General features: G+C 68.1%; 23 protein-coding genes. 8 read left to right on the top strand and 15 right to left on the bottom strand.

The annotated features are described in order from the left end of the window. Nucleotides 1–7 precede the first annotated feature (7 nt). Nucleotides 8–1,159: a transglutaminase-like domain-containing protein gene (locus ACEPA4_RS14545; RefSeq protein ID WP_065179251.1), complete on the bottom strand. Its 1,152-nt coding sequence runs from the start codon at nucleotides 1,157–1,159 to the stop codon at nucleotides 8–10. A gap of 229 nt (nucleotides 1,160–1,388) precedes the next feature. Between ACEPA4_RS14545 and ACEPA4_RS14540 the strand changes: the two genes are divergently transcribed. The 4 genes from ACEPA4_RS14540 to ACEPA4_RS14525 all read left to right on the top strand — a co-directional run bounded on the left by ACEPA4_RS14540 (nucleotide 1,389) and on the right by ACEPA4_RS14525 (nucleotide 4,253). Beyond that, nucleotides 1,389–1,991 carry a hypothetical protein gene (locus tag ACEPA4_RS14540; protein WP_005418163.1) on the top strand — a complete coding sequence of 201 codons (603 nt, stop codon included), beginning with the start codon at nucleotides 1,389–1,391 and terminating at the stop codon, nucleotides 1,989–1,991. Between the two features lie 49 nt (nucleotides 1,992–2,040). After that, the gene (locus ACEPA4_RS14535; protein WP_049415754.1) at nucleotides 2,041–2,214 is read left to right on the top strand and encodes an oxidoreductase-like domain-containing protein; all 174 of its coding nucleotides are present in this window, start codon (nucleotides 2,041–2,043) and stop codon (nucleotides 2,212–2,214) included. Further along, a complete protein-coding gene (locus tag ACEPA4_RS14530) occupies nucleotides 2,211–2,828 on the top strand; it encodes a DUF998 domain-containing protein (RefSeq protein WP_005418159.1) in 618 nt (205 codons plus the stop codon). The genes ACEPA4_RS14535 and ACEPA4_RS14530 overlap by 4 nt, the downstream gene beginning before the upstream one ends. A gap of 78 nt (nucleotides 2,829–2,906) precedes the next feature. Next, nucleotides 2,907–4,253 (top strand): virulence factor family protein, encoded by a 1,347-nt coding sequence (locus ACEPA4_RS14525; protein ID WP_235646270.1) that lies wholly within the window; start codon nucleotides 2,907–2,909, stop codon nucleotides 4,251–4,253. Between the two features lie 128 nt (nucleotides 4,254–4,381). On the opposite strand, the gene mprF is transcribed toward ACEPA4_RS14525, so the two are convergent. After that, nucleotides 4,382–6,946: a bifunctional lysylphosphatidylglycerol flippase/synthetase MprF gene (mprF, locus tag ACEPA4_RS14520; protein WP_262090243.1), complete on the bottom strand. Its 2,565-nt coding sequence runs from the start codon at nucleotides 6,944–6,946 to the stop codon at nucleotides 4,382–4,384. Between the two features lie 193 nt (nucleotides 6,947–7,139). On the opposite strand from mprF, the gene ACEPA4_RS14515 reads away from it, so the two are divergent. Beyond that, complete coding sequence (locus ACEPA4_RS14515; RefSeq protein WP_005418155.1) at nucleotides 7,140–7,487, top strand: RidA family protein; 348 nt, start codon at nucleotides 7,140–7,142, stop codon at nucleotides 7,485–7,487. 50 nt (nucleotides 7,488–7,537) lie between these two features. Here ACEPA4_RS14515 and rnfB read toward each other — a convergent pair whose 3' ends face one another. The 9 genes from rnfB to ACEPA4_RS14470 all read right to left on the bottom strand — a co-directional run bounded on the left by rnfB (nucleotide 7,538) and on the right by ACEPA4_RS14470 (nucleotide 16,760). Further along, entirely contained in the window at nucleotides 7,538–7,951 is a 414-nt protein-coding gene (rnfB, locus tag ACEPA4_RS14510) for an Rnf electron transport complex subunit RnfB (protein ID WP_005418154.1), read from the bottom strand. Between the two features lie 24 nt (nucleotides 7,952–7,975). Next, entirely contained in the window at nucleotides 7,976–8,566 is a 591-nt protein-coding gene (locus tag ACEPA4_RS14505; RefSeq protein WP_005418147.1) for an HAD family hydrolase, read from the bottom strand. 78 nt (nucleotides 8,567–8,644) lie between these two features. Continuing rightward, on the bottom strand, nucleotides 8,645–10,729 hold the full coding sequence (gene metG / locus ACEPA4_RS14500; protein ID WP_262090242.1) for a methionine--tRNA ligase: 2,085 nt from the start codon (nucleotides 10,727–10,729) through the stop codon (nucleotides 8,645–8,647). A 99-nt stretch (nucleotides 10,730–10,828) separates the two neighbouring features. Beyond that, nucleotides 10,829–11,272 carry a DUF2147 domain-containing protein gene (locus ACEPA4_RS14495; protein WP_065179246.1) on the bottom strand — a complete coding sequence of 148 codons (444 nt, stop codon included), beginning with the start codon at nucleotides 11,270–11,272 and terminating at the stop codon, nucleotides 10,829–10,831. A gap of 496 nt (nucleotides 11,273–11,768) precedes the next feature. Beyond that, nucleotides 11,769–12,173, bottom strand: coding sequence for a VOC family protein (locus ACEPA4_RS14490; RefSeq protein WP_262090240.1), 405 nt, complete (start codon nucleotides 12,171–12,173; stop codon nucleotides 11,769–11,771). Further along, complete coding sequence (locus ACEPA4_RS14485; protein WP_053498963.1) at nucleotides 12,170–13,240, bottom strand: serine hydrolase; 1,071 nt, start codon at nucleotides 13,238–13,240, stop codon at nucleotides 12,170–12,172. Before ACEPA4_RS14485 ends, ACEPA4_RS14490 begins: the two co-directional genes overlap by 4 nt. Nucleotides 13,241–13,256: 16 nt before the next feature. Next, nucleotides 13,257–15,197 (bottom strand): DUF885 family protein, encoded by a 1,941-nt coding sequence (locus ACEPA4_RS14480; protein ID WP_053498961.1) that lies wholly within the window; start codon nucleotides 15,195–15,197, stop codon nucleotides 13,257–13,259. A 94-nt stretch (nucleotides 15,198–15,291) separates the two neighbouring features. Further along, nucleotides 15,292–16,080 (bottom strand): queuosine precursor transporter, encoded by a 789-nt coding sequence (locus tag ACEPA4_RS14475; RefSeq protein WP_065185485.1) that lies wholly within the window; start codon nucleotides 16,078–16,080, stop codon nucleotides 15,292–15,294. After that, entirely contained in the window at nucleotides 16,077–16,760 is a 684-nt protein-coding gene (locus ACEPA4_RS14470; protein ID WP_005418129.1) for a DUF502 domain-containing protein, read from the bottom strand. The genes ACEPA4_RS14475 and ACEPA4_RS14470 overlap by 4 nt, the downstream gene beginning before the upstream one ends. Before the next feature lie 76 nt (nucleotides 16,761–16,836). Here ACEPA4_RS14470 and ACEPA4_RS14465 point away from each other — a divergent pair, with 76 nt between their 5' ends. After that, the gene (locus ACEPA4_RS14465; RefSeq protein ID WP_065185486.1) at nucleotides 16,837–18,153 is read left to right on the top strand and encodes a hypothetical protein; all 1,317 of its coding nucleotides are present in this window, start codon (nucleotides 16,837–16,839) and stop codon (nucleotides 18,151–18,153) included. Between the two features lie 135 nt (nucleotides 18,154–18,288). Here ACEPA4_RS14465 and ACEPA4_RS14460 read toward each other — a convergent pair whose 3' ends face one another. The 4 genes from ACEPA4_RS14460 to trxA all read right to left on the bottom strand — a co-directional run bounded on the left by ACEPA4_RS14460 (nucleotide 18,289) and on the right by trxA (nucleotide 23,123). Beyond that, a complete protein-coding gene (locus ACEPA4_RS14460; RefSeq protein WP_005418128.1) occupies nucleotides 18,289–18,741 on the bottom strand; it encodes a DUF4442 domain-containing protein in 453 nt (150 codons plus the stop codon). A gap of 97 nt (nucleotides 18,742–18,838) precedes the next feature. Further along, nucleotides 18,839–20,461 carry a CHASE2 domain-containing protein gene (locus ACEPA4_RS14455; RefSeq protein ID WP_005418127.1) on the bottom strand — a complete coding sequence of 541 codons (1,623 nt, stop codon included), beginning with the start codon at nucleotides 20,459–20,461 and terminating at the stop codon, nucleotides 18,839–18,841. After that, a complete protein-coding gene (locus ACEPA4_RS14450; protein ID WP_315974264.1) occupies nucleotides 20,458–22,158 on the bottom strand; it encodes a FecR domain-containing protein in 1,701 nt (566 codons plus the stop codon). Before ACEPA4_RS14450 ends, ACEPA4_RS14455 begins: the two co-directional genes overlap by 4 nt. Before the next feature lie 107 nt (nucleotides 22,159–22,265). Next, nucleotides 22,266–23,123 carry a thioredoxin gene (trxA, locus tag ACEPA4_RS14445; RefSeq protein WP_005418123.1) on the bottom strand — a complete coding sequence of 286 codons (858 nt, stop codon included), beginning with the start codon at nucleotides 23,121–23,123 and terminating at the stop codon, nucleotides 22,266–22,268. A 257-nt stretch (nucleotides 23,124–23,380) separates the two neighbouring features. Between trxA and ACEPA4_RS14440 the strand changes: the two genes are divergently transcribed. Together ACEPA4_RS14440 and leuS are read left to right on the top strand one after the other, a co-directional pair. Beyond that, nucleotides 23,381–23,980, top strand: a complete 600-nt coding sequence (locus ACEPA4_RS14440; RefSeq protein WP_072168536.1) for a DUF998 domain-containing protein — start codon at nucleotides 23,381–23,383, stop codon at nucleotides 23,978–23,980. A gap of 105 nt (nucleotides 23,981–24,085) precedes the next feature. After that, nucleotides 24,086–26,728: a leucine--tRNA ligase gene (gene leuS / locus ACEPA4_RS14435; RefSeq protein ID WP_139727456.1), complete on the top strand. Its 2,643-nt coding sequence runs from the start codon at nucleotides 24,086–24,088 to the stop codon at nucleotides 26,726–26,728. The last annotated feature ends 37 nt before the right edge of the window (nucleotides 26,729–26,765 follow it).

The raw sequence follows: 26,765 nt of genomic DNA, 5'->3' as shown, positions 1-26,765 counted from the left end.
CCGGCCTTCAGCGCCGGGCCTGCTGCTGTGCGCGCCAGCGGGCCAGGCTGTCCAGCTTGGCCTGGTAGCGCGCCTGCTGCGGCGCCCCGCCCAGTTCCTGTGCACGCAGCAGCTCACGATCGGCGTGCTTGAGCTGGCCCGCCAGGAAATAGACCCGCGCCAGCCCGAAGTGGAACTGGTGCGCGGTGTCGTACAGGCGCACGGCCTGCCGGTAATAGCGGATCGCCTGCTGCAGTTGCCCGGCGCGTTCGGCCTCGGCACCGAGCATGTACTGCGCGAACGGGTCTTCGCGCTGCACCGATTGCAACCGCTGCTCCAGCGCCTGGGCCTGCGCAATCATGCCGAGCTTGCGGTAGAGGGCGCTGGCGTTGGTGAGTGCAGCATCCTGGCGGCCGTCCAGTCGCAGCGCCCTTTCCAGAGCCCGGCGTGCAGCGGCGGTATCGCCCGTGCGGTTTTCCAGCACGCCCAGGTTGTTCCAGGTGGCAGCGAAGCTGCCGTCCTGCGCCAGCGCGGTATCGAAGAAGGTACGTGCGCCCGCCAGGTCGCCGCTGGCCATGCGTTCGGCACCGCGATTGTTGTAGAAGTGCGCCAACGCCCGCGCCTGGCTGATCGGCAGCGGCCCGCGGCGGTCGTACAGCACATTGCGATCCAGATCGACGGTGGCGAAGCGGCCGGCAAAGCCGACCCCGGCATTGACGTGGCCTACGCTGTAGACCAGGCCCTGGGCCTGGTCCTGGTACCACGACACCACCTGGCCAACTTCCTGCACGCGCGCCTGGATGCCGGCTTCGCGTGCCAGTGCGACGAACATCAGGGTAAAGGCCAGGCAGTTGGCGCGTCGCTGCTGCCAGATCTCGCTGACAGTAAGGGTCGCGTCGGCGTCGTACTGCAGGTCCATGCCATGGCGGTCGAAGATCATCTCCACCAGCGCCTGCAGGCGCTGCTCGCGCGAATAGCTGCGACGGGTCACCTGGGTGTGCAGCATATCGAGCATGGCCGGTGGAATCGCGAACACCTGCTGCGGTGTTGGAATCGTCGGCGCGGTGGTGCTGGCAGCGACCGCAGGGGCTTCGCTCGCGTCAGGGTTCAGTGCGATCGCGGAGGGTGCCGCCAATGCGGCCAATGCGAGCAGAACGGATCGGGCGGCAGGACGGTACATGACGGCTCCCGGCAGCGGCGGGCGCTCCCGCCTGAGGCGAGTGTAGACCTGTGCGCGCACCCCTGCAGTGACCGCTGGTCGGTCCGCGCGTTCATCCACAGCCGGTGTGGACCAGCGCTCGACAAAGCTGTGGACAACCGCGTTGGGGCCCCGTGCGGAGAGCGTTGTGAGGGTGTGGTGAAAAAATGGCCGGCTTGCCCGCTACCGGCGCAGGCGGGATGATCCGGTCATGGACTTCTCCCCGCTGACGCTCGCTCCGGCGCAGTGGCAGGCGCTGCAGGACAGCTATGCAACGCCACCACGTGCCTACCATCACTTCGGCCACGTGCGTGCGGTGCTGCAGCACTGCCAGGAGGTTGCCGACGGTCCAGGCTGGCAGCAGCCGGCCGAGGTCTACCTGGCCGCGCTCTACCACGATGCGATCTATGTGGCGGGGCGAAAGGACAACGAAGCGCGTTCGGCGCAACTGGCCCTGCAGGCGATCGCACAGGCGCCGGAACTTGCCATGGTCGACGCGGCCCGGGTCGAGCAGCTGATCCTGCTGACTGCCCGCCATGGCGAGCTCGCCCCGGACGATGTCGATGCCGAGGCCGCGTTGTTCCTGGACTGCGACATGGCGATCCTGGCCGCGCCGGAGCCGGTGTTCAGCGCCTATGACCGCGGCGTGGCCGAAGAGTACAAGGGCGTGGTGCCAGGCTTCCTGTATCGCGCCGGCCGCCGCCGTTTCCTGCAGGGCCTGCTGCGTGCACCGCGCATCTTCCTCAGCGAATTCTTCCACCAGCGCCTCGACTCTGCCGCGCGCGACAACCTGCGCCGGCAGCTGGGCCGCTGAACCAGCCCGGTACACTGGGGCCCGTTTCCACCGATTGCCGCTTCCAACCGTGTCCGTCCCTGATCCCGATCCCCGTCCGCTGCCGCCGGAAGAGCCCGGTCCGAACGAATGTTGCGGCAGCGGTTGCCCGCTATGTGTGCTGGACCTGTATGCCGACGAGCTGCAGCGCTATCGCAAGGCGTTGGCCGAATGGCTGGCGCGGCACCCGGAGGCGTCCACATGAGCCGCGCGCGCCCAGCGGCACTGCTGGCGCTGGCGGCGCTGCTGCTGTTCGTGGCCACCGCGCTGTGGACCCAGTTCGCACGCACCGATCTGGACTGGGTGCGGGCCACGCTCAGCCTCTATCTGCACGGGCCGTGGGGGCTGGCATTGCGCGCGGCCTACTGCCTGCTGGCATTGGCGATCGCCCTGCTCGGCATCAGCCTCTACCGGGGCAGCGTCGGCCCGCGGCGCAGCGCGGCGGCGCCGCTGCTGTTCACTGTCTCGGCACTGGGCCTGGCCACGGTCGCCATCGGTGACAGCTGGCTGCCGGAAGCGACGCCGCTGCTGGCACCGTTCATCCACGGGCTGGCGGCCAACACGGCGTTCCTGTGTGCCAGCGTCGGCATGCTGCTGCAGGCCTGGTACCTGCGCCGCGAACCGGGTTGGCAGTCCGCCGCGAGCCTGCTCTGGGGCTGGGCCTGGCTGGCGTTCGTACTGTTGTGGCTGCATGTGTTGTGGCGCGCCGGTCCGCCGCGCGGGCTGGGCCAGAAGGTCGTGATCGTGGTGATCGTAGGCTGGCTGCTGTACCTGGCGCTGGCACTGTACCGGCGCAGTCGGCGTACCACGGCCGACTGAATCGCCAACGGCCTGCACCGGTACGTGCCGTGCACGCGGTGGCGGCGTATCGTGTGCGCATTCCATCGGGGATGCGATATGAAGCGTGCAGGGCTGGGCAGGGCAATGGGTGTGGTTCTGGCGCTGGCGGCGCTGCCGGCAATGGCGGCGGCCAACGTGCAGCAGTTCAGCCACGGGCGGTTCGAGCAGATTGCGGTGCACATGCCGGCCGGCACGCCGCAGCGGGTGGTGATCTGGTTCCACGAGCCCACCCCAGGGGGTGACACCAGCCGCCTGCCGATCGAAGCCCTGCGTGCCGACGGCGCCATCGTTGCCGCTGTGGACATCGCGCACCTGCGCGGGGTGCTCAAGCGCGAGGGTGATCCGACCTGCTCGTTCGGCGCCGGTGACGTCGAGAACTTCTCGCGCTGGCTGCAGGCGTCCCTGCATCTGCCCGGCTACCACCTGCCGCTGGTCGGCGGTGACGGCGAGGGTGCCGAGATGGCCTATTCGCTCGCGGCGCAGGCCGACACCCAGGTGTTTGCCGGCCTGCTGACCACCGGCTTCTGCCCGGACCACAACCATGAGCGCATGGTCTGCGGCGATGGTGTGAAGCACAACACGCTGCAGCCCGCCGAACTGAATTTTCCGTGGTTGAGTGCCGCTGGCGATCACGGCTGCAAGGTGGGCGAGGCCAGCCGGTTCGTTCAGCAGGTCGCCATGGCACGCGAATTCAAGCGAACCGCGCGCGGTGATGCCTCACCCGGTCTGGTGGCCGCGGCGCGGGTGATCGGCGCGCAGGCCGGGGTCAGTCTGGCACCGCCGCCGGCCGCGCTGAAAGGCCTGCCGGTGGTGGAAGTACCGGCGACCGGTAGCGGCGATACGCTGGCGGTATTCGTTTCCGGCGATGGTGGCTGGGCCGGCCTGGACAAGGACGTGGCGTCGTCGCTCAACGAGCACGGCGTGGCCGTGGTCGGCATCGACTCGTTGCGGTACTTCTGGAGCGAGCGCACGCCGAAGGGCTTCGCCGCTGACCTGCAGAAGATCATCGACCACTACCGCCAGCAGTGGCACCGCGACAAGGTGATGCTGATCGGTTTTTCGCAGGGTGCCGACGTGCTGCCGGCCACCATCAACCAGCTCGACGCGGGTACCCGAGAGGCGCTGGACCGCATCGTGCTGCTGTCGGTAGGCAGGAAGGCCGACTTCGAATTCCATGTCAGCAACTGGCTGGGCGGCGGCGGCGATGGCCTGCCGATCGCTCCGGAAGTGGCCAGGCTGCCGGCGGAAAAAACGTTGTGCGTGTACGGCGACAAGGACGAGGACGCACTGTGCCCGGACCTGCCGGACAATGACGGCGTGAGGAAGGTGAAGCTGCCGGGCGATCACCATTTCGGGGGGGACTACGATCGCTTGGCCGAAGTGATCCTCAAGGGCGGGGCGTGAAGCGGAGAGCGTGCGAACCAACGGTTCGCACCCACCAGAACGAGCCGCGGTAACGCCGGGCCACGCCCGTCAGCGTGTTGGCGCTGGCGTGTCGACCAAGGTCGACACCTGCCGGGTGGTGCGGGTCGTCAGTTGCGCCGCGGGTCCAGAGAGATCAGGCGCGTGGCGTCCAGCAGCGCCGCCGGCAGGTGCATGCCGCCGGGCGCGGCGAGATAGCGCGGCCGCCATTGCGGATCGAACTTCGACTTGAAGCGGCGCAGGCCACTGAACCCGTAGAAACGTTCGCCATGCCGCGCCAGCAGGCCGGCCAGCCGGTTCCAGCGGCCAGCCAGACGATGCTGTGCCAGCCCGGAAAGCGGCGCCATGCCCAGCGAGAAACGTGCATAGCCCTGTGCGCGGCCCCACAGGAACAGCTCGATGAAGAGGAAGTCCATCGTGCCCTTCGGTGCTTCGCTGACGTGGCGCATCAGGTCCACCGACAGCTCGGCGCCTGCCGGTGCCTGCCACAGGTTGGCGAAGGCCACGATCTGGCCTTCGGCCTCGACCAGCGCCACCGGGAAGCGCACCAGGTAATCCGGGTCGTAGCTGCCGAGCGAGAAGCCCTTTTCGTCGCCGGCCTTGTCTTCCAGCCATGCGTTGGAGATCGCGTGCAGGCGCGGCAGCAGGCTGGGAACTTCCTCCACGGGCGCCACGCGGAAGGACAGGCCACCCCGCTTGCCCCGGTTCCAGGCCTGGCGCAGGTCGGCGCGCTCGCGCCCTTCCAGGCCGAAATCATGCAGCGGCACCATCGCTTCTTCGCCCAGCTTGACCAGCCCCAGGCCAAGGTCGAGATAGGTCTGCCAGTAAGTCTCGCCGACCTGGTAGAAGACGGGGCGCAGGCCGAGGCGGTCGGCTTCCTCGCGGAAGCGCCAGATCAATGCGCGGGCGACGTCCGGCGGGCCGACCGGGTCGCCCATCGCGATCAGCGAACCCCCATAGCGCTGCATCATCACGAAGCCGAGTTTCGCTTCATCGCGCAGCACTGCCTTGTCAGCGGTCAGCACCAGGCAGGCCTGGGTGTCGGTGGCACCGGCCAGGACCGGCGCCAGCGATTGCAGCGTCGCTTCATCGGCGGCGGGCAGCGGGCTACGCGTGCTGTGCAGCAGCCGCGCCAGGCCGAACATCACCAGCGCGATGGCCACCACCAGCAACGCGCGCAACGCGCGCGGTGCGTTGCCGGAGACCGCGAACTGCCACCACAGCTCGTTCTGGTATTCGACATGGCTGTAGGTGAAGAACAGCAGCCAGGTCACCGCCACCAGCACCAGGCCCAGGTTGCGCAGCCACGGCCAGGACCAGGCTTCATCCAGCAGCGCACCCTGGCGGTAGAACTCGCGGCGCGCGGCCCACAGCGCCATCGCCACCAGCACCGCCGAGACGGCGATCAACGGTTGGCCACCGCGCAGCCACAGCGGCAGCGGGGTGACCACGCACACCGCCATCGCCAGCATCCACGCCGCGTGGCTGCGCCGGGCCAGGCCCTGCCCGATCAGCAGCAGCGCGACACCACTGAGGCTGCCGATCAGGTGCGAGGTTTCCAGGATCGGCAGCGAGGCATTCACCAGGTGCCGGCGTGGCGTGGGCAGCGTGCCGTCGATGACCAGCGCGGCGCCGATGCTGAACACCGCCAGCGCGATGATCTGCGGCAACCATGGGCGCAGTGCGTTCCAGCCGGCGCGGGTTGCCCCGGCACTGGCCTGCAGCGGCTGGCGCAGCGCGGGCGCAAGGGCGAGCAACGTGGCCAGCACCAGCGGTAGTACGTAATAGGTCACGCGGTAGATCAACGCGGCCGCCAGCACCGCCGCCGGTGCCACCTGGGGCAACAGCTTCAACAGGCTCCATTCGAACACGCCCAGGCCGGCCGGCACGGTCGAGACCAGGCCGGCCAGTACCGCGACGAGGTACAGGCCGACGAAGCCGGGCAGGCCGGTGGGCGTCGAGTCCGGCAGCAGCACATAGAACGCGGCGCTGGCCAGCACCAGCTCGATCACGCTGAGCACGGTGACGCCGAGCATGGTGCGGCGGTCGGGTAGCCACAACGCATGGCCGAACACGCTGAACTGCCGTCCATCGCGACCGACCAGCAGCACGGTACCCAGATAGGCGAGCAGGGCGACGATGCCGACGATGCGCACGGCATCGGGATTCAGTGGCAATGCCAACGCCGCTGCCGCCGGTTCCATGCAGAGCGCCACGCTGATCAACAGCCACGCACCGAACACGAAACCGAGCGTGCTCATCAGCACCACCTGGCCGATCTGCGCCAGGTCCAGGCCGGCGCTGCGGTAGCCACGCAGGCGCACTGCGCCACCGGTCAACGCGGCAAAGCCCACCGTCTGGCCCAGCGTATGCGCAAGGAAGGCGGTAATGCCGATGCGTGCCGGATGCACGCGGATGCCGCTGCGGCGCAGGCCGATGGCATCGAAGCCGATCAGGCAGGCGTAGCTGGCCAGGCCGAGCATCACGGTGAGCGTGATCTGCAGGCCACTTAGCTGGCGGAACGCCTGGCGGATGGCGCGGTAGCCGTGCTCATCGAATTCACTGGCCAGGCCATGCAGGGCCAGCGAGAGGATCAGCAGTGGAACGACAATGGTGAGGACCCGCTTCCATGCCGGGGTGGAGGAAGCGGCGGCGGGGTTGGTGGCTGCGGTCATCGGCGCAAGGGTGCGTCAGGAGGGGCGAGTGCGGTGTCAACGCGGGGCGTGGCGCATCGTGCGCCTGTCGCCGCCATTTGACCAGCAGATGTGTCGGAGCCCGGTAGTGACGCGTCGCGCGGGGGACCCGTGCACCCACCGTTGACCGGATTGGAGGACAATGCGGGCCTGATCACCCGCAGGAGCCACGCCCATGATGGAGCGTTACGACGTCGGACCGCGCATGTCCGAAATGACCGTGTACAACAAGGTCGCCTACCTCTCCGGCCAGATTCCGGAAGACACCAGCCAGGACATCACCGGCCAGACCCGGCAGGTGCTGGCGGAGATCGACAAGCTGCTGGCGCTGGTCGCCAGTGATCGCCAGCACGTGCTGCGTGCGGAAGTGTTCCTGGCCGACATCGCCGACTTCGACGGCATGAACAAGGCGTGGGACGAGTGGGTGGTCGAGGGCGCGACTCCGGCCCGCGCAACCTTCGAAGCCAAGCTCGCCCACGCCGAGTGGAAGGTCGAGATCGTGGTGACGGCAGCGGTGCCGTAACTGCGGGATGGGGTCAGATCCCTTTCCTGCGGAAAGGGATCTGACCCCTGTTACAGGCGCACCAGCTCGATGCAATCCACCGGGCACGGGGGGATGCACAGCTCGCAGCCGGTGCACAGGTCGGCAATGACCGTGTGCATGTATTTGGCGCCGCCGACGATGGCGTCCACCGGGCAGGCCTGGATGCACTTGGTGCAGCCGATGCAGTCGGCTTCGACGATCAACGCCACCTGGGCCGCCTTGTGCTCGCCGCGCGAACGATCGAACGGAATCGCCGGTACGCCGAGCACCTGTGCCAGCGCCCGTGCACCGGCGTCGCCACCCGGCGGGCAGCGGTCCACACCGGCCTCGCCACGTGCCATTGCCTGCGCGTACGGGCGGCAGCCGTCATAGCCGCATTGCCCGCATTGGGTCTGCGGCAGCAGGCGGTCGAGGCGTTCGGTCAGGGGCGGGATCAGGCTCATGCGTGGCGAAGGCTGCGCGTTGGGTTATTTCAGGGGCTTGCCGCGGAACCAGCGCTCGTGGGCCAGCGCCAGCATCGGCTTGTCTTCGGAACTGTCACCGTAGGCATGGATGCGCACGTAGCGCGACAGATCGAACTGGCGGCGGATGTGCTCGACCTTGCGCGGGCCGCAGTCGCCACCAGCGTAACGGCCGGTCAGGCGGCCGTCCTGGCTTTCCAGCCGGTTGCAGATCAGCTGCAGGCCCAGCTGCTCGCACCACGGCCGCAGGTACAGGTCCAGCGAGCCGGACACGATCACGACGGTGTGCTGCTGTTCCTTGTGCCAACGGATCTGCTCCAGCATTTCCGGGCGCACCACGTCGGGCAGGAACTCGCGCGAGAAGCCTGCGGCCAGCGTGGCGATGTCGTCGCTGTGGCGGTCACTGAAGGTCAGGCGGGTGACGCGTGCACGGATGCGTTCGGCCGAGATCAGCTTCAACCTGTACGCGGCCAGCCACGGCCCGACTTTCCACCATGCCTGTGCCAGCTGTTCGGCGGTGGCCACGCGGCGCAGGAAGCGGCCATAGGTATCGCAGGTGGTCACGGTGTGGTCGAAGTCGAACAGCGCCAGTTCCATTGCGTTGCTTCCCATCGCGTTGCCTCCCGGGGCCGGAGCTGCCGGCGGGCGCGGCCGTAACCACGCCCGCTGCAGGCATCAGCGAACCGGCATGCCCGGCTGCGCGCCGCTGTCGGCGTCCAGCAGCGCCAGTGCGCCACCGTCGAAGCCGGCCGACAGGATCATGCCTTCGCTCAGGCCGAAGCGCATCTTGCGCGGGGCCAGGTTGGCGATGAACACCACGCTGCGGCCCACCAGCTTCTCCGGTTCGCCGTAGCTGCCACGGATGCCGGAGAAGATCTGGCGCTTGCCCAGCTCGCCGGCGTCCAGTTCGAAGCGCAGCAGCTTGTCCGAACCTTCCACGAACTCGCAGACCAGCACCTTGCCGATGCGCAGGTCGAGCTTGGCGAAATCGTCGATGCCGATGTAGGCCGGCGCGTCGGCGCTCTTTGCTTCGTCCTTGGCCGGGGCCGGGGCCGGGGCCGGGGCCGGGGCGGCCGGCTTGGCAGCGGGGGCAGCGGCAGCCGCCGGCTGCAGGGTGTCCTTGGAGGCGTCGATCATGGCGTCAATCTTCTTCGGGTCAATACGGGTGAACAGCGGGGTGTACTCGGTGATGCGGTGTCCCAGCAGCGGTTGCACCAGCTCGGTCCAGTCGTTCACCGGCGCGGCCAGGAAGGCCTCGGCCTGCGCGGCGGTGGCCGGCAGCACCGGCTTCAGGGCGGTGACCAGCACGCGGAACAGGTTCAGGCCCTGGCTGCATACGGCCTGCAGCTGTGCGTCGGCGCCTTCCTGCTTGGCGATGACCCACGGCTTGACGTCGTCGATGTAGCGGTTGGCTTCGTCGGCCAGGGTCATGGTCAAGCGGATCGCCGCAGCCGGGTCATTGCGCTCGTAGGCTTCACGGATCGGCGCCAGCCCATCGACGAAGCGCTGGTACTGCGCCGCGTCGGGCAGCTGCGCGGCCAGCTGGCCGTCGAAGCGCTTGCTGATGAAGCCGGCGCAGCGGCTGGCCAGGTTGACGAACTTGCCGACCAGGTCGGCGTTGACGCGGGCGATGAAGTCGCCCAGGTTCAGGTCGAGATCGTCGACGCCACCGCCGGACTTGGCGGCGTAGTAGTAGCGCAGCGCTTCCGGCTCCAGGCCGGCATCGAGGAAGGTACGGGCCATCACGAAGGTGCCGCGCGACTTGCTCATCTTGGCGCCGTCCACGGTCAGGTAGCCGTTGACGTGCAGGCGGGTCGGCGCGCGGTGGCCGGTTCCGTGCAGTACCGCCGGCCAGAACAGGCCATGGAAGTTGACGATGTCCTTGCCGATGAAGTGGTGCAGTTCGGTGGCGGTGCCGGCACGCAGGTGCGCTTCGAAGTCCTCACCGATCCTGCCGCACAGGGTCTGGAAGCTGGACAGGTAGCCGATCGGTGCATCCAGCCAGACATAGAAGTACTTGCCCGGCTGGCCGGGAATCTGGAAGCCGAAGTACGGCGCATCGCGCGAGATGTCCCACGCGCGCAGGCCACCCTCGGCATTGAGCCACTCGCCCAGCTTGGCCTTCACGCCCGGCAGGGCGACATCGCCGGCCAGCCATTCGCGCAGGAACGCATCGAAGTGACCCACCTCGAAGAAGAAGTGCTCCGAATCGCGCATTTCCGGCGTGGCACCGGAGATGACCGAACGCGGTTCCTTCAGGTCGGTCGGTGCGTAGGTCGCGCCGCAGACTTCGCAGTTGTCGCCGTACTGGTCGGGACTGCCGCAGTTCGGACAGATGCCCTTGACGTAGCGGTCGGGCAGGAACATGCCCTTGGTCGGGTCGTAGAACTGCGCGACCGAACGGCGGCTGATGTGGCCGGCCGCTTCCAGCTTCAGGTAGAACTGCTCGGTCAACGCCTTGTTGGCCGCCGAATTGGTCGAGTCGTAGTGGTCGAAGGCCACGCCGAAGGCGGCGAAGTCACGTTCGTGGCTGGCCTGGATGTTGGCGATGAAGGTTTCCGGGGTGACCCCGGCCTTTTCCGCGGCCAGCATGATCGGTGTGCCGTGGGTGTCATCGGCGCAGACGAACCAGGTCCTGCCGCCGCTCATTCGCCGCGCACGTACCCAGATGTCAGCCTGGATGTAGCCGACCAGGTGGCCCAGGTGCAGCGGGCCGTTGGCGTAGGGCAGGGCGGTGGTGACGAGCGCGGTACGGGTCATGGTCGCGGGTGGATCCGAGGGGAACCGCAGATTATCGCATGCCCGCAACGACGTGACCCGGCCGGGGCCGGGTCACGGGTTGACGGAGGTGCGGGGCGCTTATTCGCGCTGCCAGGTCTGCGCGCGGCAGATGAAGGCGATGCAGCCGGACACGTCCAGCCGGGTGCCGCCGGGCTGCAGTTCCATCTTCGACTTGTAGGTCTTGCCGTTGGCCGGGTCGAGGATGGTGCCGCCGGACCACTTGTTGGCGCCGTCGGCCTTCAGGTTCCAGAGGATGGTCATGCCCTTCACCGGCTTGTTCCTGTTGGCGCCTTCACAGCCGTCACAGACCGGGTTCGGGCCCTTGTCCGAGTGCAGGATGTCGACCACCTTGCCGGTCAGCGTGCCGTTGGGGGCCTGGGTGATCTCGACGATCGACTTCACCTTGCCGGTCTTGTCATCGATGGTCTTCCAGCGGCCGGCGGCGCCGTCGGCGGCCTGCGCCGAGAGTGCGGCCAGGCACATCGGCAATGCCAGCAGCAGGGTCTTGAAGGTCTTGCGCATGGTCCCCTCCCAGGGTTCATTCCGGCACGGTGCCGGCATGGGTCGACTGTATACCCATTCGGCGGAGTATGGGGAAGGGGGGCGTTGCAGGGTTGCGCCCTGCACCCGCGGTAGTGCCGGCCGCTGGCCGGCAACCTCAACGGCGGGATTCCGTGGGATGGCGGGGCGGTGTGGGTGGGCAGGACACGCCGTAAACTCCGCTCCGCGGTCCGGCCCAGCCGCTGGCGGCTGGGCGTTCGGGCGCTTGCGAAGCAGTGCTTCGCAAGCAAAGCGCCCTCACCCTTGGGGGCTCGATGGCGCCATCCATGGCGCCAACGGTCCTGCCCACCCACACCGCCCCACCTCTGACAAATTCCTTCGGCTGTTGGTAGGTGTCGACCTTGGTCGACACGGTAGATCCACGCCATGCGTGGATGATGTTTCCGGTGGCGGCGATGGGGTCGGCGATGGGGTCAGATCCCTTTTCCGTCGGAAAAGGGATCTGACCCCCGGGGCCTCAACCGACTTCGTACAGCTCCAGCGGCAGGCCATCCGGGTCGGCGAAGAAGGTGAAGCGGCGGCCGGTGTATTCGTCCACGCGGATCGGTTCGCAGTCCACGCCGTGGCTGGCCAGGCGTTCGATGAACGGCTCCAGCGCAGCGACCCGGAACGCGAGGTGGCGCAGGCCCTGGGCCTCCGGGCGGCTGGGGCGGGGCGGTGGCGAGGGGAACGAGAACAGTTCCAGCTGGCTGCCGTCGGGCAGGGCCAGATCCAGCTTCCAGGAGTCTCGCGCGGCGCGGTGGTTCTCGGCCAGTATGCGCAGGCCGAGGATACGGACGTAGAAGTCTTTTGAACACGCATAATCGCTGCAGATCAGTGCCGCGTGGTGGATGCCCAGCAGGGCGTCGGAACCGGTGTTCATTGCAGGGTGTCCAGCCAGCGCTGGGCGATCTTCTGCGCCAGCGGGTACGGTTCGGGATCGTTGCGATTGGTCAGCACGATCACGGTCAAGTGCTTTTCCGGGTATCGCACGATCACATTTCGGAAGCCGATGCTTTCGCCGCTGTGCCATTGCACCGGGCCGTTCAGGCGCCATCCGAAGCCGTAGTGCGGCACATCCGGTTCGGATGTCGATGTGGCCGGGCTGAACATCGCGCGGCGCGAGGCCTTCGACAGCAGGCGGTCGTCGTACAGCGCCGCATCCCAGCGGGCGAGGTCGTCCAGCGAGGAGTAGATTCCGCCATCGCCGAGCACGGCACTGGTGGCGCTCTGGTCGGTGCGCTGCCAGCGGCCATCGATCCAGCTGTAGCCATAGGCGCGTGCGGCGATGGTATCGATGCCGTCCTGATGGGCCACGGTGTGGGCCATGCCTAGCGGGCGGAAGATGCGCTGTTGCAGGAAGGCTGCGAAATCCAGGCCGGAGGCGCGGCCGACGATCAGTGCCAGCAGCGCATAGCCGCTGTTGCTGTAGTGGTACTGCGTGCCCGGCGCGAAGTTCAGCCGGTCCTGGCGCGACAGCAGGGTCAGCACATCGGCGTCATGCACCTGCCGAGTGTCAGCCGGATCCATCAGGTCTTCGTAGTCGAGCAGGCCGCCGGTGTGCGAGAGCAGCTGGCGGATCGTGATGGCCGCGGCAGCCGGGGGCAGTTCGGGCAGCCACTGCCGGGCAGGTTGATCCAGCCCAAGCCGGCCATCCTCCACCAGCAGCAGCACCGCCGCAGCGGTGAACTGCTTGCTGACCGAGGCCAGCCGGAAGTTGCTGGCCGGGGTGACGGCGGTGCCGTCCTCCACCACCGCCAGGCCGTAGCCACGACGGAACACCGCTTGCCCGTCGTGCAGCACCAGGACTGCAGCGCCGGGTACCTGGCCGTCGTAGGCCTGCATCAGCCCGTCGATGCCCGCATCCGGTGGTTTCAGCACCGGTGCGGCGATACCCGTTGAAGGCAGCAGGCCCAGCACGACGGCGAACAGGGCGACGGCAGGGCGCATGACGGCTCCGGAGGGGTCAAGGTGAAGGCGTGGGCGTAGTGCTGGCCGGCTGCACCATCCAGCGTTCCATCTTGCGGTCAAGCACGTCCAGCGGCATCGAGCCGTCCTTCAGCAGTTCGGCGTGGAAGCGGCGCAGGTCGAAGGCGGCGCCCTGGCGCGCCTTGGCCTTGTCGCGCAGGGCAACGATGGTGGTCAGGCCGGCGACGTTCGACAGTGCCTGGCCGGGCTGGGCCATGATCCGCTCGACTTCGGCACTGGCGTCGTCGCTGCTCATGTCCACGGTCTTCTGCAGGTAGGTGACAGCCTGCTGCTTGCTCCAGCCCTGGGCGTTCACGCCGGTATCGGCTACCACGCGGGCGGCGCGCAGCAGGCGCGAGTACAGGTAGCCGATGCGGTCGTAGGGATCGGTGTAGATGCCCAGGTCCTCGCCCAGCGTTTCGGCGTACAGGCCCCAGCCTTCGACGAAGGCGAGATCGCCACCGAGGCGGCGGAAGCGTGGCAGCTTGGCCAGCTCCTGCTGCAGGCCCAGCTGCACGTGGTGGCCCGGGATCCCTTCATGCAGGTACTGCACCGGCACGTTCCAGCGCTTGCGGCTGGGCAGGTCGCGGGTGTTGATGTACAGCACGCCCGGTTGCCCGGCCGCCGACGGCTGATAGGCGGCAGCGGCGGCGGTCAGTGCGCGCTCCGGCTCCACCGCACGGACCTCCAGCGGTGCCTTCGGCAAGGTATCCAGCACCTGCGGCAGGCGTGCGCTGACCTGCTGCTGCACCTGGCGGTAGCGGTTGATCAGCGTGTTGGCGTCGCCGTACTGGAACTGGCGGTCGTTGCGCATGCTGCGCAGCAGCTTGGTGGGAGAGCCGCGCAGCTTGGCATCCTTCATCACCGTGGCGATCTGCGCCTGCAGTTCCTGCACGCGCTGTTCGCCCAGCGCATGCAGTTGTGCGGCGGTCTGGTCGCTGGCGGTGGTCTGCACGATCAGGTTGGCGTACCAGGCCTGGCCATCGGGCAATGCGCCCAGGCCGCTGCTGGTGCGTGTGGCCGGCAGGTATTCGGTGGCGATGAAGCCGCGCAGGGCGCGGTAGGCCGGCATGATGCGCAGCTCGATCATGCGCTTGTATTCGGCGCTGATGCGCGCCTTGTCCTCAGCCGGGATGGTGTTCGGCATGGTGCGGATCGGCGACCAGAAAATGCTCTCCTCGGCGGTCGGCTTGATCACCGCATCCAGCTGCGGCAGCACTTTTTCCATCAGGTCGCGTGGTTGCACCACGCCGGCCTTCATGCCCTGGCGCATGTTGTCGATGGCCTGGTCGAACAGCTCGGGAATGCCCAGCGAACGGCGTGACCAGGTGTCGTAGTCCTGCACGGTGTTGAATGGCTGCGCGCCCGCACCGGAGCCGAGGATCGCCATGATGCTGCCGATGTTGTAGTACTGGCTGATCGGCATCATCCAGCTCGGGTAGCGCTCGGCGGCCAGTGATGCGCGCGCGTCGCGCACGAAGATCTCGTAGCTGAGCAGGTCCTGGCCCTGCAGGCCGTCACTGCCGAGCTTCTCGACCTTGCCCAGCCATTGCGTGGTGAAGTCGTGCGACTGTTGGCGCCAGGCGGCGGACAGGATGTTGGGCAGCTGGTCGTTGTAGCGGGCCTCGCCCTGGAAGGTCGCCTGCAGTGGATTCAACCGCATCGAGGCATCCCAGTATTCGTCGTACAGGCGCTCCAGCTGCACCTGCTTGGGTACGGCCCGGGCCGGGGCGACCGGGCGGGGCGCGGCGCGGCGCGCCGAGCTGCCACGCGCCGGCGCGGTGGCGCGGGCGGGCCTGGCCTTGGGCTTGGCAGCCTGGCGGGTCTGCGCAGCGGCAGGGCGGCTGGCCTTTTTCTTCGCTGCTTCGGCCGACGGCATGGCACTGAACAGGAACAACGCGGCAATGGCGGCGGCCAGGGCGCGGGTGGGATGCGGCATCAGGAGCTTCCGTGGAACACAGACCGTGGAGCTTGCACGATCCGGCCGCGTACGGCCAGCGTGAAGGCGCAGTCAGCTTTTTGCCGCTGGGGCTTCAGTCAGCCGCGGCCGCGGCGCGCAGGGCGGCGGCCCTATCGGCACCCAGGTAGCGGGTGATCGCACGCCGCATCAGGTACAGCAGTGGAATCAAGGCAATCGCAAAGCCCATCTTGTAGATGTAGTTGACGCTGCTGACGGCCAGGAACAGCGAGGTCGGCCAGTGCTGCGGGCCGAGCACGAAGGCGATCCAGATCACCACGAAGCTGTCCACCACCTGGGAGATCGCGGTGGATCCGGTCGCACGCAGCCACACGTGGCGCTCGCCGGTGGCCTGGCGGATGCGATGGAACACGGCCACGTCGATCAGCTGGCCGAGCAGGAAGGCCACCAGCGAACCGGCGATGGTCCACATGCCCTGGCCGAACACCGCGGCGAATGCCGCCTGGTAGTCCGGCACGCCGTGGCCGTCCATCGAGGTGACCCACCAGCTGGCCGGCGCCAGCGAGATCGCTGCGAAGGCGAACAGGAAGCCATAGGCGATCAGCACCACGGCCAGCCACGAGATGAAGCGCACGCCGCGCTTGCCGAAAAACTCGTTGATCGTGTCGGTCATGATGAACACCACCGGCCACAGCAGGGTACCGGCGGTGAAGCTGAGCGAGCCGGTCTGGCCAAACAGGTTCCAGTTCAGCGGATCGATGCCGAGGGTGTCTTCCAGCGCGAAGATCTTCACCCCGATCAGTTCGGCCAGCACGGCGTTGCCGCAGAAGAACGCGGCCAGCACGATGAACAGCAGGACCGCGCGGTCCTGCAGCGGGCGCTCGATCGGCGCCGCGGTTGTCATTCGCTGCGTTCGCCTGCGCGCGTGAACGGAACGCTGGACGGTGCGACGGCACCGCCGGAAATGATGAAGCTCATGGCCTGGTCGACGGTCCAGTCGGTCGGGGTCAGCAGCTCCACCGGCACGATCTCCAGGTAACCCGAGGTCGGGTTCGGTGTGGTTGGCACGTACACCGCGGCCAGTTCACGGTCGGTGCCGTGCTCCTTGATCACGCGGGTGACCAGCCCGACCGACTTCATGTCGCGGTGCGGGAAGTCGATCAGCACCACGCGCTGGGTGCTGCCCGGTTCGGTCTGCAACATGTCCAGCAGCTTCTTGGCGCTGTCGTAGATGATGCTGGCCAACGGAATGCGCTTGATCACCGCGCCGACCCAGCGCAGCAGGCGCTGGCCGAGCACGCGGCGGCTGGCCACGCCCACCGCCAGGATCACCAGCAGGGTGGCCAGCAGGGCGATGGTGTTCTGGATCCATTCGGCACGGACCCAGCCGAGGTAATGCGGGAAGCTTGTCGCGATCTGCTCGGAAAGCGGCACCACCAATGGGCTGGAAATGCCCGAAAGCAGCACGAACACGAACTTGACCACGACCCAGGTCAGCCAGATCGGCAGCAGGGTCAGCAGGCCGGTAAGGAACAGGCGCTGCAGGGAGGGGCGGGGGACCAGGGCGGGGGCTTCGAGCGACATGCGCGCATTGTAGCGGCCACGGCCGGTCGATTACGCTGGGGGATCGACTGCGGCAACGATGCATGGAAGGGAAGCTGTGTTGAAGATTCTGCGCGGACTGGGCTGGGCCCTGGCAGGACTGCTGGTGCTGGCCATCGTGGTGTGGTGCGCCTCGCGCATGTGGCCGGTGCCGGAATCACGGCTGCAGGCCCAGCAGCGGTTGCAGGCCCGCCTGCCCGCTGATGGCCGCAACGGCTTTGCGCTGCTGTGGACACTCGCGTTCGACGATCTCGACCCGGACCAGCGCGATCAGGCGTTGGCCCGGGATGTACAGCGCTGGGAGGCGGATCCGCGCGGCAATGGCGGCGCCCGTCCGCAGCTGGCAGAAGACCACGTCGAGCTGCATTCACGGCCTTCGGCCAGCTGCGGACCGACCGCCAGTGACTGCCTCGGCCAGGTGCGTGCGGACCCGCAGCGCTTCGTCGATGCCCACGCTGGCCACCAGCAGCTGCATGCGCGCCTGGACCAGCTGGCCGATGCGGATCACTTCGTGTCGCCGTTCCGGCCAAAAGGGGAAGGCATCCTGGTGCCGATGCCGGCCTATGGTTTGGTGATCGACGCCACCAGCGCACGCGCGCTGGCGTATGTGCAGGGTGATATCGACGGTGCGCTGCGTGGCAGTTGCCGGGGGCTGCAGCTGGGCCGCCGGCTGGTGACGGGCGGCAGCTACCTGGTGGAGAGCATCATCGGTGCCAGCCTGGTGCAGGCCAATGCCCAGCTGCTGGCCGACATGCTGGTCGAACTGCCGGCCGACCAACCGCTGCCAGCGGAATGCGAGCAGGCGATGAAGCCGATGCGGGCCGCCGAACAGAGCCTGTGCCGTGCGATGCAGGGCGAGTATGCGATGAGCAGGGCTGCGATCGAAACCTCGGCGCAGGAGTTCGGTGGCGTGCTGGTACTCGATCGCAGCAGCACCCTGGCGCGAGTGGCGGGCAACCTGGGCTGGGCCTGTGGCGCGGCGGCGATGACCGCGCTGGAGGCGGATCGCCCGCTGCCGGTGCCGGCACCGCCGCAGCATGACTTCGGCTGCCTGTCGAACGTCATGGGGTGCGTGCTGGCCGATATCGCGGGCCCGGCCTATCCCGCGTATTCGTCACGGCCCCAGGATGCCGCCGCGATGGTGCGGCTGATCGGTGCGCAACGCTGGCTGCGACAGCAGGCCGAGGACCCTGTGGATGCGCTGAAGCGCTTGCCTGGCCAGTTCCGCTCGCAGGTGCGGACACCGCAGTTGTCGGCCGATGGCCGCCGCCTGCAGGTACCGCGGCGCTCAGCGCCGCGCAGCACCGACGAGAGCCCATGGTTGTCGGTATCGCTGGTGGCAGGGGACGCCCCGGCCGCCGCCGCGCGCGACTGAGCAGCGGCGGCCAGTGCGCGCTGTCCTCGTCATCCTCGCGGCTGCCTTCGCTCCGCGTCGCACCGCAGGTGCACGCGCATACGCGCGCATCGGAGCCTCCCTGCCAGGGCAGCAGAGGACAGCGCCCGCGCCGGATCAGCGCGCGTGTGGCTTCAACCGCAGATAGACCTGCTTGCGCACCTGGGCGACCACCTCGCCGCTTTCGTCGACGACGTCGTTGCTGAACCAGCGCAGCACCTTCTCGCCGCCCGCCGCTTCGGCACGCAGTTCGGACAGCAGCGCATCGTCGATGCGGAACGAGGTGCGCACCGTGCCCCGGCCAGGCTTGAGGAAATCGATCGCACCGGCCCGGTCCCACACGTAGTAGTCACGGCCGAGGATGTGCAGCAGGCCCAGCATCCAGAACGGGTCGGTCATCGCGAACAGGCTGCCGCCGAAATGCGTGCCGACGTAGTTGCGGTTCCACGGCCGCAGCCGCAGCTCGACGTCGATCTGCCGGTAATCGGGCGTGATGCGGGTGACATGGATGCCGGTGAACAGGAACGGTGGCCACAGGTTGATGCCGAAGCGGAACAGGCGGGCGTTCATGCGGGTCCGGGGCGCGAGGCGAGGTGCCCAGTCTAGCCATTCGCATGCGTATGTTGCACCCCGGGCGTGTGTCCAACGGCGGCGTGCATGTCCTGCCTCATGGGCCGTCGATCATGTACCCGTCGCGGCCGTTGGCCTTGGCCTGATAAAGGGCGGTGTCGGCGCCTTCCACGAAATGGTGGGGCTGCAGTTCGCCGTCGGGCACGCGGGTGAATACGCCGATGGTGAGCGTGACGGTATCGTCGCTGCCATCGCCCGGCGCCGGCAATGCGCGCACGCAGGCAATCAGGTCCTCAATCACCTGGCGTGCGCCCTCGGCCGGTGTATCCGGCAGCACCAGCGCGAATTCGTCGCCACCGTAGCGTGCCGCCATGTCGCGCGGGCGGCGCGCATGGGCGCCGATCAGGCGGGCGACATCACGCAGCACGCGGTCGCCCACCTGGTGCCCGTGGCGATCGTTATGGCGCTTGAAGTGGTCGACGTCGATCAACGCCAGGCTCAATGGCTTGCCGCTGCGCCGCGCTGCATCGCATTCCTGCTGCAGCGACTGCTCGAAGCGGAGGCGGTTGCCCAGGCCGGTAAGGGCGTCGCGGTTGGCCTGGCGGTGCCAGGCCGAGATCCGCCACACCGCCCAGACCAGCAGTGCCAGCGTCACGCCCAGCATCGCGCTGGCCGGCGCCCACCACAGGTCACTCGTGCGCAGCAGCAGCCAGCTCAGCAGGGCAGGCATCGGCAACGAACACAGCGCGACCAGCCAGGGCAGGCGCAGGCCGAGCAGGATCACGCACAGCGCTACCAGCACACCGCTGATGGCGTGCTGCCAGGCATGCGGTAGAACATCGATCTGCTTGTGCTGCAGCAGCATCGAGGTGATGTTGGCCTGGTACTCGCTGCCGCTCATCCAGAACTCGCGGGTGGTCGGGGTCAGCAGGCGGGGCGCGATGCCGCTGGCCGTCATGCCAACTACGATGCGGCGGCCATGCAGCATCGCCATGTCCACGTGGCCATCGAGAACGTCCGCATAGGACACCTGTGGCAGCCGCTCGGGGGGGCCGGCGTAGCGCACGCGAACGTAATCGTCGCGACGCCATTGATAGGGCGAGCCCAGTTCCGGGTCGGGATCGGGCAGGCCGCGTACGGCACCGGCAGGCAGGTCGGCCAGTGCCAGGCCCAGTGCCGGCCAGTGCGGCTGGCCGATACCTGCGTGCAGATAGACGCCACGGGCGACGCCGTCGCCATCCACCTCGACATCGGTGTGGCCAATGGCGGCAGCACTGGCAGCGATCTGTGGGATCGGCAGCATTTCCTCGGCCATGCGGTCGCCGGCCGCCGGTGCGGCCAGCACCGGCAGCACCACCCGGCCATTGCGTCGGATGGCGGCCGCCAGTTGATCATCCTGTCGGCTGTCACGGCGATCCGGTTCGGACAGCATCAGGTCCAGCGCGACGCGTTCGGCGCCGGCATCGGTCAGGCGGTCAAGCAGGCGTGCATGCACCGAGCGTGGCCAGGGCCACTGGCCGATGCGCTGCAGGCTGCCTTCGTCGATGGCGACGATCAGCACGCTGGGATCGGGGCGGTACTCCCAGTTGCCGACCAGCGCATCATAGGCCGCCTCGTCCTGCCGCCACAGCCATTGTCCCTGGCTGGCCACGATGGTCAGCCCGCCGGCCAGCAGGGCCAGCAGGATCCGCTTCGACCATGGCAGCGGCGAGCGCCTCACAACAACAACCAGAGCAGCAGGGCACCGCCACCCGCGCCGTAGCACAGGCGGCACGGCAGCGGGACCTGCTGGGCAGGCGAGAACGCGCTGGCGTGGCCGTCATCGTCGATGTACTGCACGCGTACATGCAGGGTGCCGCTCCACGGGCGCTTGAAGCTCACCTGCGGCTGATCCACGGTTTCGTCGACCAGCGGTGCCTTGAAGTCGCCGCGGCGATCCACCTGCACCCGGTAGCGTTGGCCTTCGCTGCCGGCCTGCCAGCGCAGCGTCAGCTCGCCGTGTGCGGCCTCGGGCGGTTGCAGTGCCGGGTCCACTGGTTCATTGCTCAGCTGCAGCGGCAACGCCTGGCCATAGCGGCCCTGTCGGCCTTCGCCATCGCGCGAAGCCACGCGCCAGTAGTACTGGCCGGGCGGCAGCGGTCGCGTCAGGCGCAGGTCGGTCGCATGGGTGGCCTGCTCCTGCAGGGGCTGCAGGAAGCTGGGCTCGGTGGCGATCTGCAGGACGCTGCTGCGCGCACCGGGGGCCTGGCTCCAGCGGAAACGCGGGCGGTCGCTGTTGATCGTCTGCCCATGCAGCGGCGATACGGTCAGTGGCGGTGGTGGCTGGTCACCGAGCTCGAAATCGGCGCTGGCATCCAGGCCTTCGACCCCCTGGGCGTCGACCGCGCGCAACAGGATGCGCAGCTGGCCAGGCGGCAGGTCGCCGATCGCCAGCCGGGTGTCGGCGGTGGTGGCGGCGAACAGGAGGATCTCCGGCGTTGCCGCCTGCACCACTTCCACCCGGTAATGATCGGCGCCATTGACCGGTTCCCAGGCAAGCAGGGTCGGCAGCGGCGCCAGGCGCAGCGCGTCATTGCGCAGCGCCGGCGCCGGCAGCAGTGCAGAGACCGCAGCGGGCGCCGCATCGGCACTGCTGCTGCGGGTGGCCTGGCCCGGCCGGACCAGGCGCTGGCCATGGGAGTTGCCGACCTGCACCTTGCCCTGCAGGACCTCGGTGGCACCGACGTGCCCGTCATCCCCGGCGCTGACCCGGAACACCGTGCCGCGCACGCTGCTGGTCGCGGTGGGCGCATCGATGATGTAACGCGAGGCGGGACCGTGCGCCGGCGTCACCCGGTTGCTGGCTCGCCCCTGCTGCAGGCGCAGTCGGGTGTCGACCATGCCGGTGTGGCCGTAACGGCTCAGCTGATCCAGGCGCAGGCGCGAGTACTCGCGCAGCTGCAGGCGCGAGGCATCGGCGAATTCCAGGGTGATGCTGGAGTCGCCTTCGGTCTCCACGGTGTCACCGATATGCAGCTGTTCGCCGGCCTGGAGCGCGCGGGTCGCCGTGCCATCGGCGCCTGCCAGCGCGACCTTGCCGCGCACGGACAGCACCCGGGCCGGCGCCGGTTCGGTGCGCAGCCAGCTGATCGGGAAGCGCAGCAGCTGGCCCGGCGGCAACTGGTAAGGGTTGTCGATGCGGTTGTGCTGCTGCAGCTGCTGCCAGCGTACCGAGGGCTTCAGGTAGAGCCCGCCCAGGTCCCACAGGGTATCGCCGGGCCGGACGCGATAGTTCCAGTCCTGGGCGCCGGCAAGGGCGGGCATCAGGAAGAGGGCGCAGAGCAGAGCGCCCGTTAAATGCATGGCGAACGACAGAGAGCGGACGACGGTCACAGTTTGCAATCCCGGCAATGCGGGGGTGCAGCTGCAAGACCCCATGGCCCCGACCTCATCCCCCCGAACGGATCGTGGCGACCGCATGGCCACCAGCGCGCGCATTATTGCCCGCGTTCAGTGCAGGGATTCTGAACGGGGCGGGCTCCCGTTCAGAACAGCAGCGACGCCATCCTGCGGCGGTACTGGCCGACCAGGTCCTCGTCGGAGATCACATTGAAGGCGTCGATCAGCGCCTTGCGCGGCAGGCCTTCCTCGAATCCGCGGTCGATCCGCAGCATTTCGAGGAACTGGGCCAGCGCGGCCTCGTCATGACCGCCGAGCAGCAGTTGCACGCCGCGCAGGTGGCGGGCCTTGAGGTCCTTGCCGTCAGCGGCGATGCGTGCCTCCAGCACCTCGGCGGCCGGGGCATCTTTCAGCGCGGCGGCGAAGGCCAGGCGGGCGCGGGCACGCACGGCACGGTCGTCGGTGGCCAGATTGGCAGGCAGGCCGTCGATCAGGGTGCCTGCCTCGTCCACGCCACCGATCTGCAGCAGGGCCAGGGCCAGGTCGAGCTTCAGTTCATCCTTGTCCGGCTCGGCGGCGATCTGCGCACGCAGCACATCGACCTGCGCCTGCGGATCCAGCGGGGTGTCATCTTCGGGGACAGCATCGCCCACATCGGCCGGTACGATGCCGTGCTGGGCCAGGAACTCACGCAGCTGGCCTTCCGGAATGGCGCCCGGGAAACCGTCCACCAGCTGGCCGCCCTTGACCAGGAACACGGTCGGCACCGAGCGGATCTGGAAGGCCGCAGCGATCTGCTGTTCCTTGTCGACATCGACCTTGGCCAGCTCGAACGCACCGTTGTACTCGGCAGCCAGCTTTTCCAGCATCGGGCCGAGGGTCTTGCACGGCCCGCACCAGGTGGCCCAGAAGTCGACCAGCACCGGCGTCTGCAGCGACTTCTGCAGGACTTCGGCCTCGAAGGTCGCAGTGGTGGCGTCGAATACGTAGGTCGTCTCGGTCATGGGGAAAGCATCGCTTGGCATCTGGAGACCGATTCTATGGTGACGATCGATGTCCGTCTCAACCCTGCCATCACATCGCGCGCGACGGCCTCGGGGGCGTGGCACGCAGTACAGCTCGTGGATCACCCGCTTTCCGGAGCTGACCGGCGTAGTGGTCGCGGTGCGCCGGAAGCACCCGGCCTCGGTCGCGCGCTTGGCGCACCGCGTCGCTGCCGCGACAATGCGCTGATCCATTCTTTTCCGGGTGACTGCGCGCAATGTCCATGGTCCGGCTTGATCGTTGGTTGGGACTGCTTGCTGCAGTCGTGTTCGTCCTGGCTGTGTCTGGCTTCGGTGCCGGCCTGGAGGGTTATGCACAGGCGCGCCACCCGGTGGCGCTGCTGGGTGCGCGGGGTGTACCGCATGCGCTGGCCTTCAATCTGCTTGGATTTGTGCTGCCCGGCGTGCTCGCCGCGGTGGTGGCTGAGCGCCTGCGCCGCAGCCTGCCCGCCACTGCCGGCTGGGCATCGAGGGTCGGCAGCCAGATGCTGCTGCTGGCTGGCCTGGGCTTTGCCGCGATGGGCTTGCTGCCGCTGGACGTGGACGATCTGCATGGGCCGGCCAGCCAGCTGCATGCCAGTGCCTGGATGATCTGGGTGCTGGGCTTCGTCGCCGGAACCCTGTTGCTGGGCACGACACAGCTGCGTCAGGCGCATGGCCGCGCCCTGGGCGCCTTGGCCCTGGGCTGCGGCATGCTGGCTGCGGTGGCCGCGTTTGCCCTGCAGGGCGTCCTGCCGGCGCCGCTGGCACAACGGCTGGCGTTCGCCTGCTGGGTGGCCTGGCTGGCCACCGCACTGCCGCTGTCGCGCCAACGCTGAGACGGCTCCCGGGGCATCGCGGCGCCCACCCCCAGCAGGCAGGATTGGAGACGTTTGCCGCACTGCGGTACGCTGTACCGCTTTGCCGCCGCATCCGCGTGTTCCATGACCAGCGCTGAAACCAACGCCTACGACCCGCAGCAGGTTGAATCCGCCGCCCAGCAGTACTGGGACGCCACCCGTGCCTTCGAGGTCGACGAGACCTCGGACAAGCCGAAGTACTACTGCCTGTCGATGCTTCCGTACCCGTCCGGTGCGCTGCACATGGGCCACGTGCGCAATTACACGATTGGCGACGTGATCAGCCGCTACAAGCGCATGACCGGCCACAACGTGCTGCAGCCGATGGGCTGGGACGCGTTCGGCCTGCCGGCGGAAAACGCCGCGATCAAGAACAAGACCGCGCCGGCGGCGTGGACCTACAAGAACATCGACCACATGCGCAGCCAGCTGAAATCGCTGGGCTATGCCATCGACTGGTCGCGCGAGTTCGCCACCTGCCGTCCGGACTATTACGTCCACGAGCAGCGCATGTTCACCCGCCTGATGCGCAAGGGCCTGGCCTATCGCCGCAACGCGGTGGTGAACTGGGACCCGGTCGACCAGACCGTGCTGGCCAACGAGCAGGTCATCGACGGCCGCGGCTGGCGCTCCGGTGCGCTGGTGGAGAAGCGTGAGATCCCGCAGTGGTTCCTGCGCATCACCGACTACGCCCAGGAACTGCTGGATGGCCTGGACGAGCTGGACGGCTGGCCGGAATCGGTCAAGACCATGCAACGCAACTGGATCGGCCGCTCGGAGGGCCTGGAAATCCAGTTCGACGTGCGCGACGTCGATGGTGGCGTGCTGGATCCGCTGCGCGTGTTCACCACCCGCCCGGACACGGTGATGGGCGTGACCTTCGTGTCGATCGCCGCCGAACACCCACTGGCGCTGCACGCAGCGAAGAACAACCCGGAACTGGCCGCGATGCTGGCCGACCTGAAGCAGGGCGGTGTGTCCGAGGCCGAGCTGGAGACCCAGGAAAAGCGCGGCATGGACACCGGCCTGCGCGCGCTGCACCCGGTCACCGGCGAGCCGGTCCCGGTGTGGGTCGCCAATTTCGTGCTGATGGGCTACGGCACCGGTGCGGTGATGGCGGTGCCGGGCCATGACCAGCGCGACAATGAAGTGGCCAACAAGTACGGCCTGCCGATCAAGCAGGTCATCGCGCTGAAGGACCCGCGTACTGAAGAAGAACGCAACTGGGACGGTAGCCGCTGGCAGGACTGGTACAGCGACAAGAGCCGTGCGTTCGAGCTGGTGAACTCGGCCGAGTTCGACGGTCTGGATTTCCAGGGGGCCTTCGAAGCCCTGGCCGAACGTTTCGAGCGCAAGGCCCAGGGCCAGCGCCGCGTCAACTACCGCCTGCGCGACTGGGGCGTGAGCCGCCAGCGCTACTGGGGCTGCCCGATTCCGGTGATCTACTGCGACAAGTGCGGTGCGGTGCCGGTGCCGGAGGAGCAGCTGCCGGTGGTACTGCCGGAGGACGTGGCGTTCTCCGGGACCGGTTCGCCGATCAAGACCGACCCGGAATGGCGCAAGACCACCTGCCCGGAATGCGGTGGCGCCGCCGAGCGCGAGACCGACACCTTCGACACCTTCATGGAGTCGAGCTGGTACTACGCCCGCTACACCTCGCCCGGTGCCCGTGACGCTGTCGACAAGCGCGGCAACTACTGGCTGCCGGTCGATCAGTACATCGGTGGCATCGAGCACGCGATCCTGCACCTGATGTATTTCCGCTTCTACCACAAGCTGCTGCGCGACGCGCGGATGGTGGACAGCAACGAGCCGGCGCGCAACCTGCTGTGCCAGGGCATGGTGATCGCCGAGACCTACTACCGCCCGAATCCGGACGGTTCGAAGGACTGGATCAACCCGGCCGATGTGGAAGTGCAGCGTGACGAGCGCGGCCGCATCACCGGCGCCACCCTGATTGCCGACGGCCAGCCGGTGGTGGTCGGTGGCACCGAGAAGATGTCCAAGTCGAAGAACAACGGCGTGGACCCGCAGGCGATGGTCGGCAAGTACGGCGCCGACACCGTGCGCCTGTTCTCGATGTTCGCCGCGCCGCCGGAGCAGTCGCTGGAGTGGAACGAGGCCGGCGTGGACGGCATGGCGCGCTTCCTGCGCCGGCTGTGGGCCCAGGTGCAGAAGCATGCTGCCGACGGTGCCGCCCCGGCGCTGGACGTTGCAGCACTGGATGCCAACCAGAAGGCGCTGCGCCGCAAGACCCATGAAACCATCGGCAAGGTCGGTGACGACTACGGTCGCCGCCACAGCTTCAATACCGCCATCGCAGCGGTGATGGAGCTGATGAACGCGCTGGCCAGGTTCGAGGACGACAGCGAGCAGGGCCGCGCGGTGCGCCAGGAAGCGCTGCAGGCCGTCGTGCTGCTGCTGAACCCGATCACGCCGCATGCCAGCCACGCCCTCTGGCAGGTGCTGGGCCATGGCGAGACGCTGCTGGAAGACCAGCCGTTCCCGCAGGCCGACAGCAGTGCGCTGGTACGCGATGCCCTGACCCTGGCGGTGCAGGTCAACGGCAAGCTGCGCGGCACCATCGAGGTGGCGGCCGATGCCGCGCGCGAGCAGGTCGAGGCGCTGGCGCTGGCCGAGCCCAACGCGGCCAGGTTCATGGAAGGCCTGACGGTGCGCAAGATCATCATCGTCCCGGGCAAGATCGTGAACATCGTCGCCGCCTGATGTACCTCGCACCGGCCACCCGCGCGGTGGCCGATGC

The organism is Stenotrophomonas sp. P2112 (assembly GCF_041897515.1).
Classification (GTDB): Bacteria; Pseudomonadota; Gammaproteobacteria; order Xanthomonadales; family Xanthomonadaceae; genus Stenotrophomonas; species Stenotrophomonas sepilia.
Note: the sequence above shows the minus strand (reverse complement) of the source record. Positions and strands in the feature narration are given on the sequence as shown.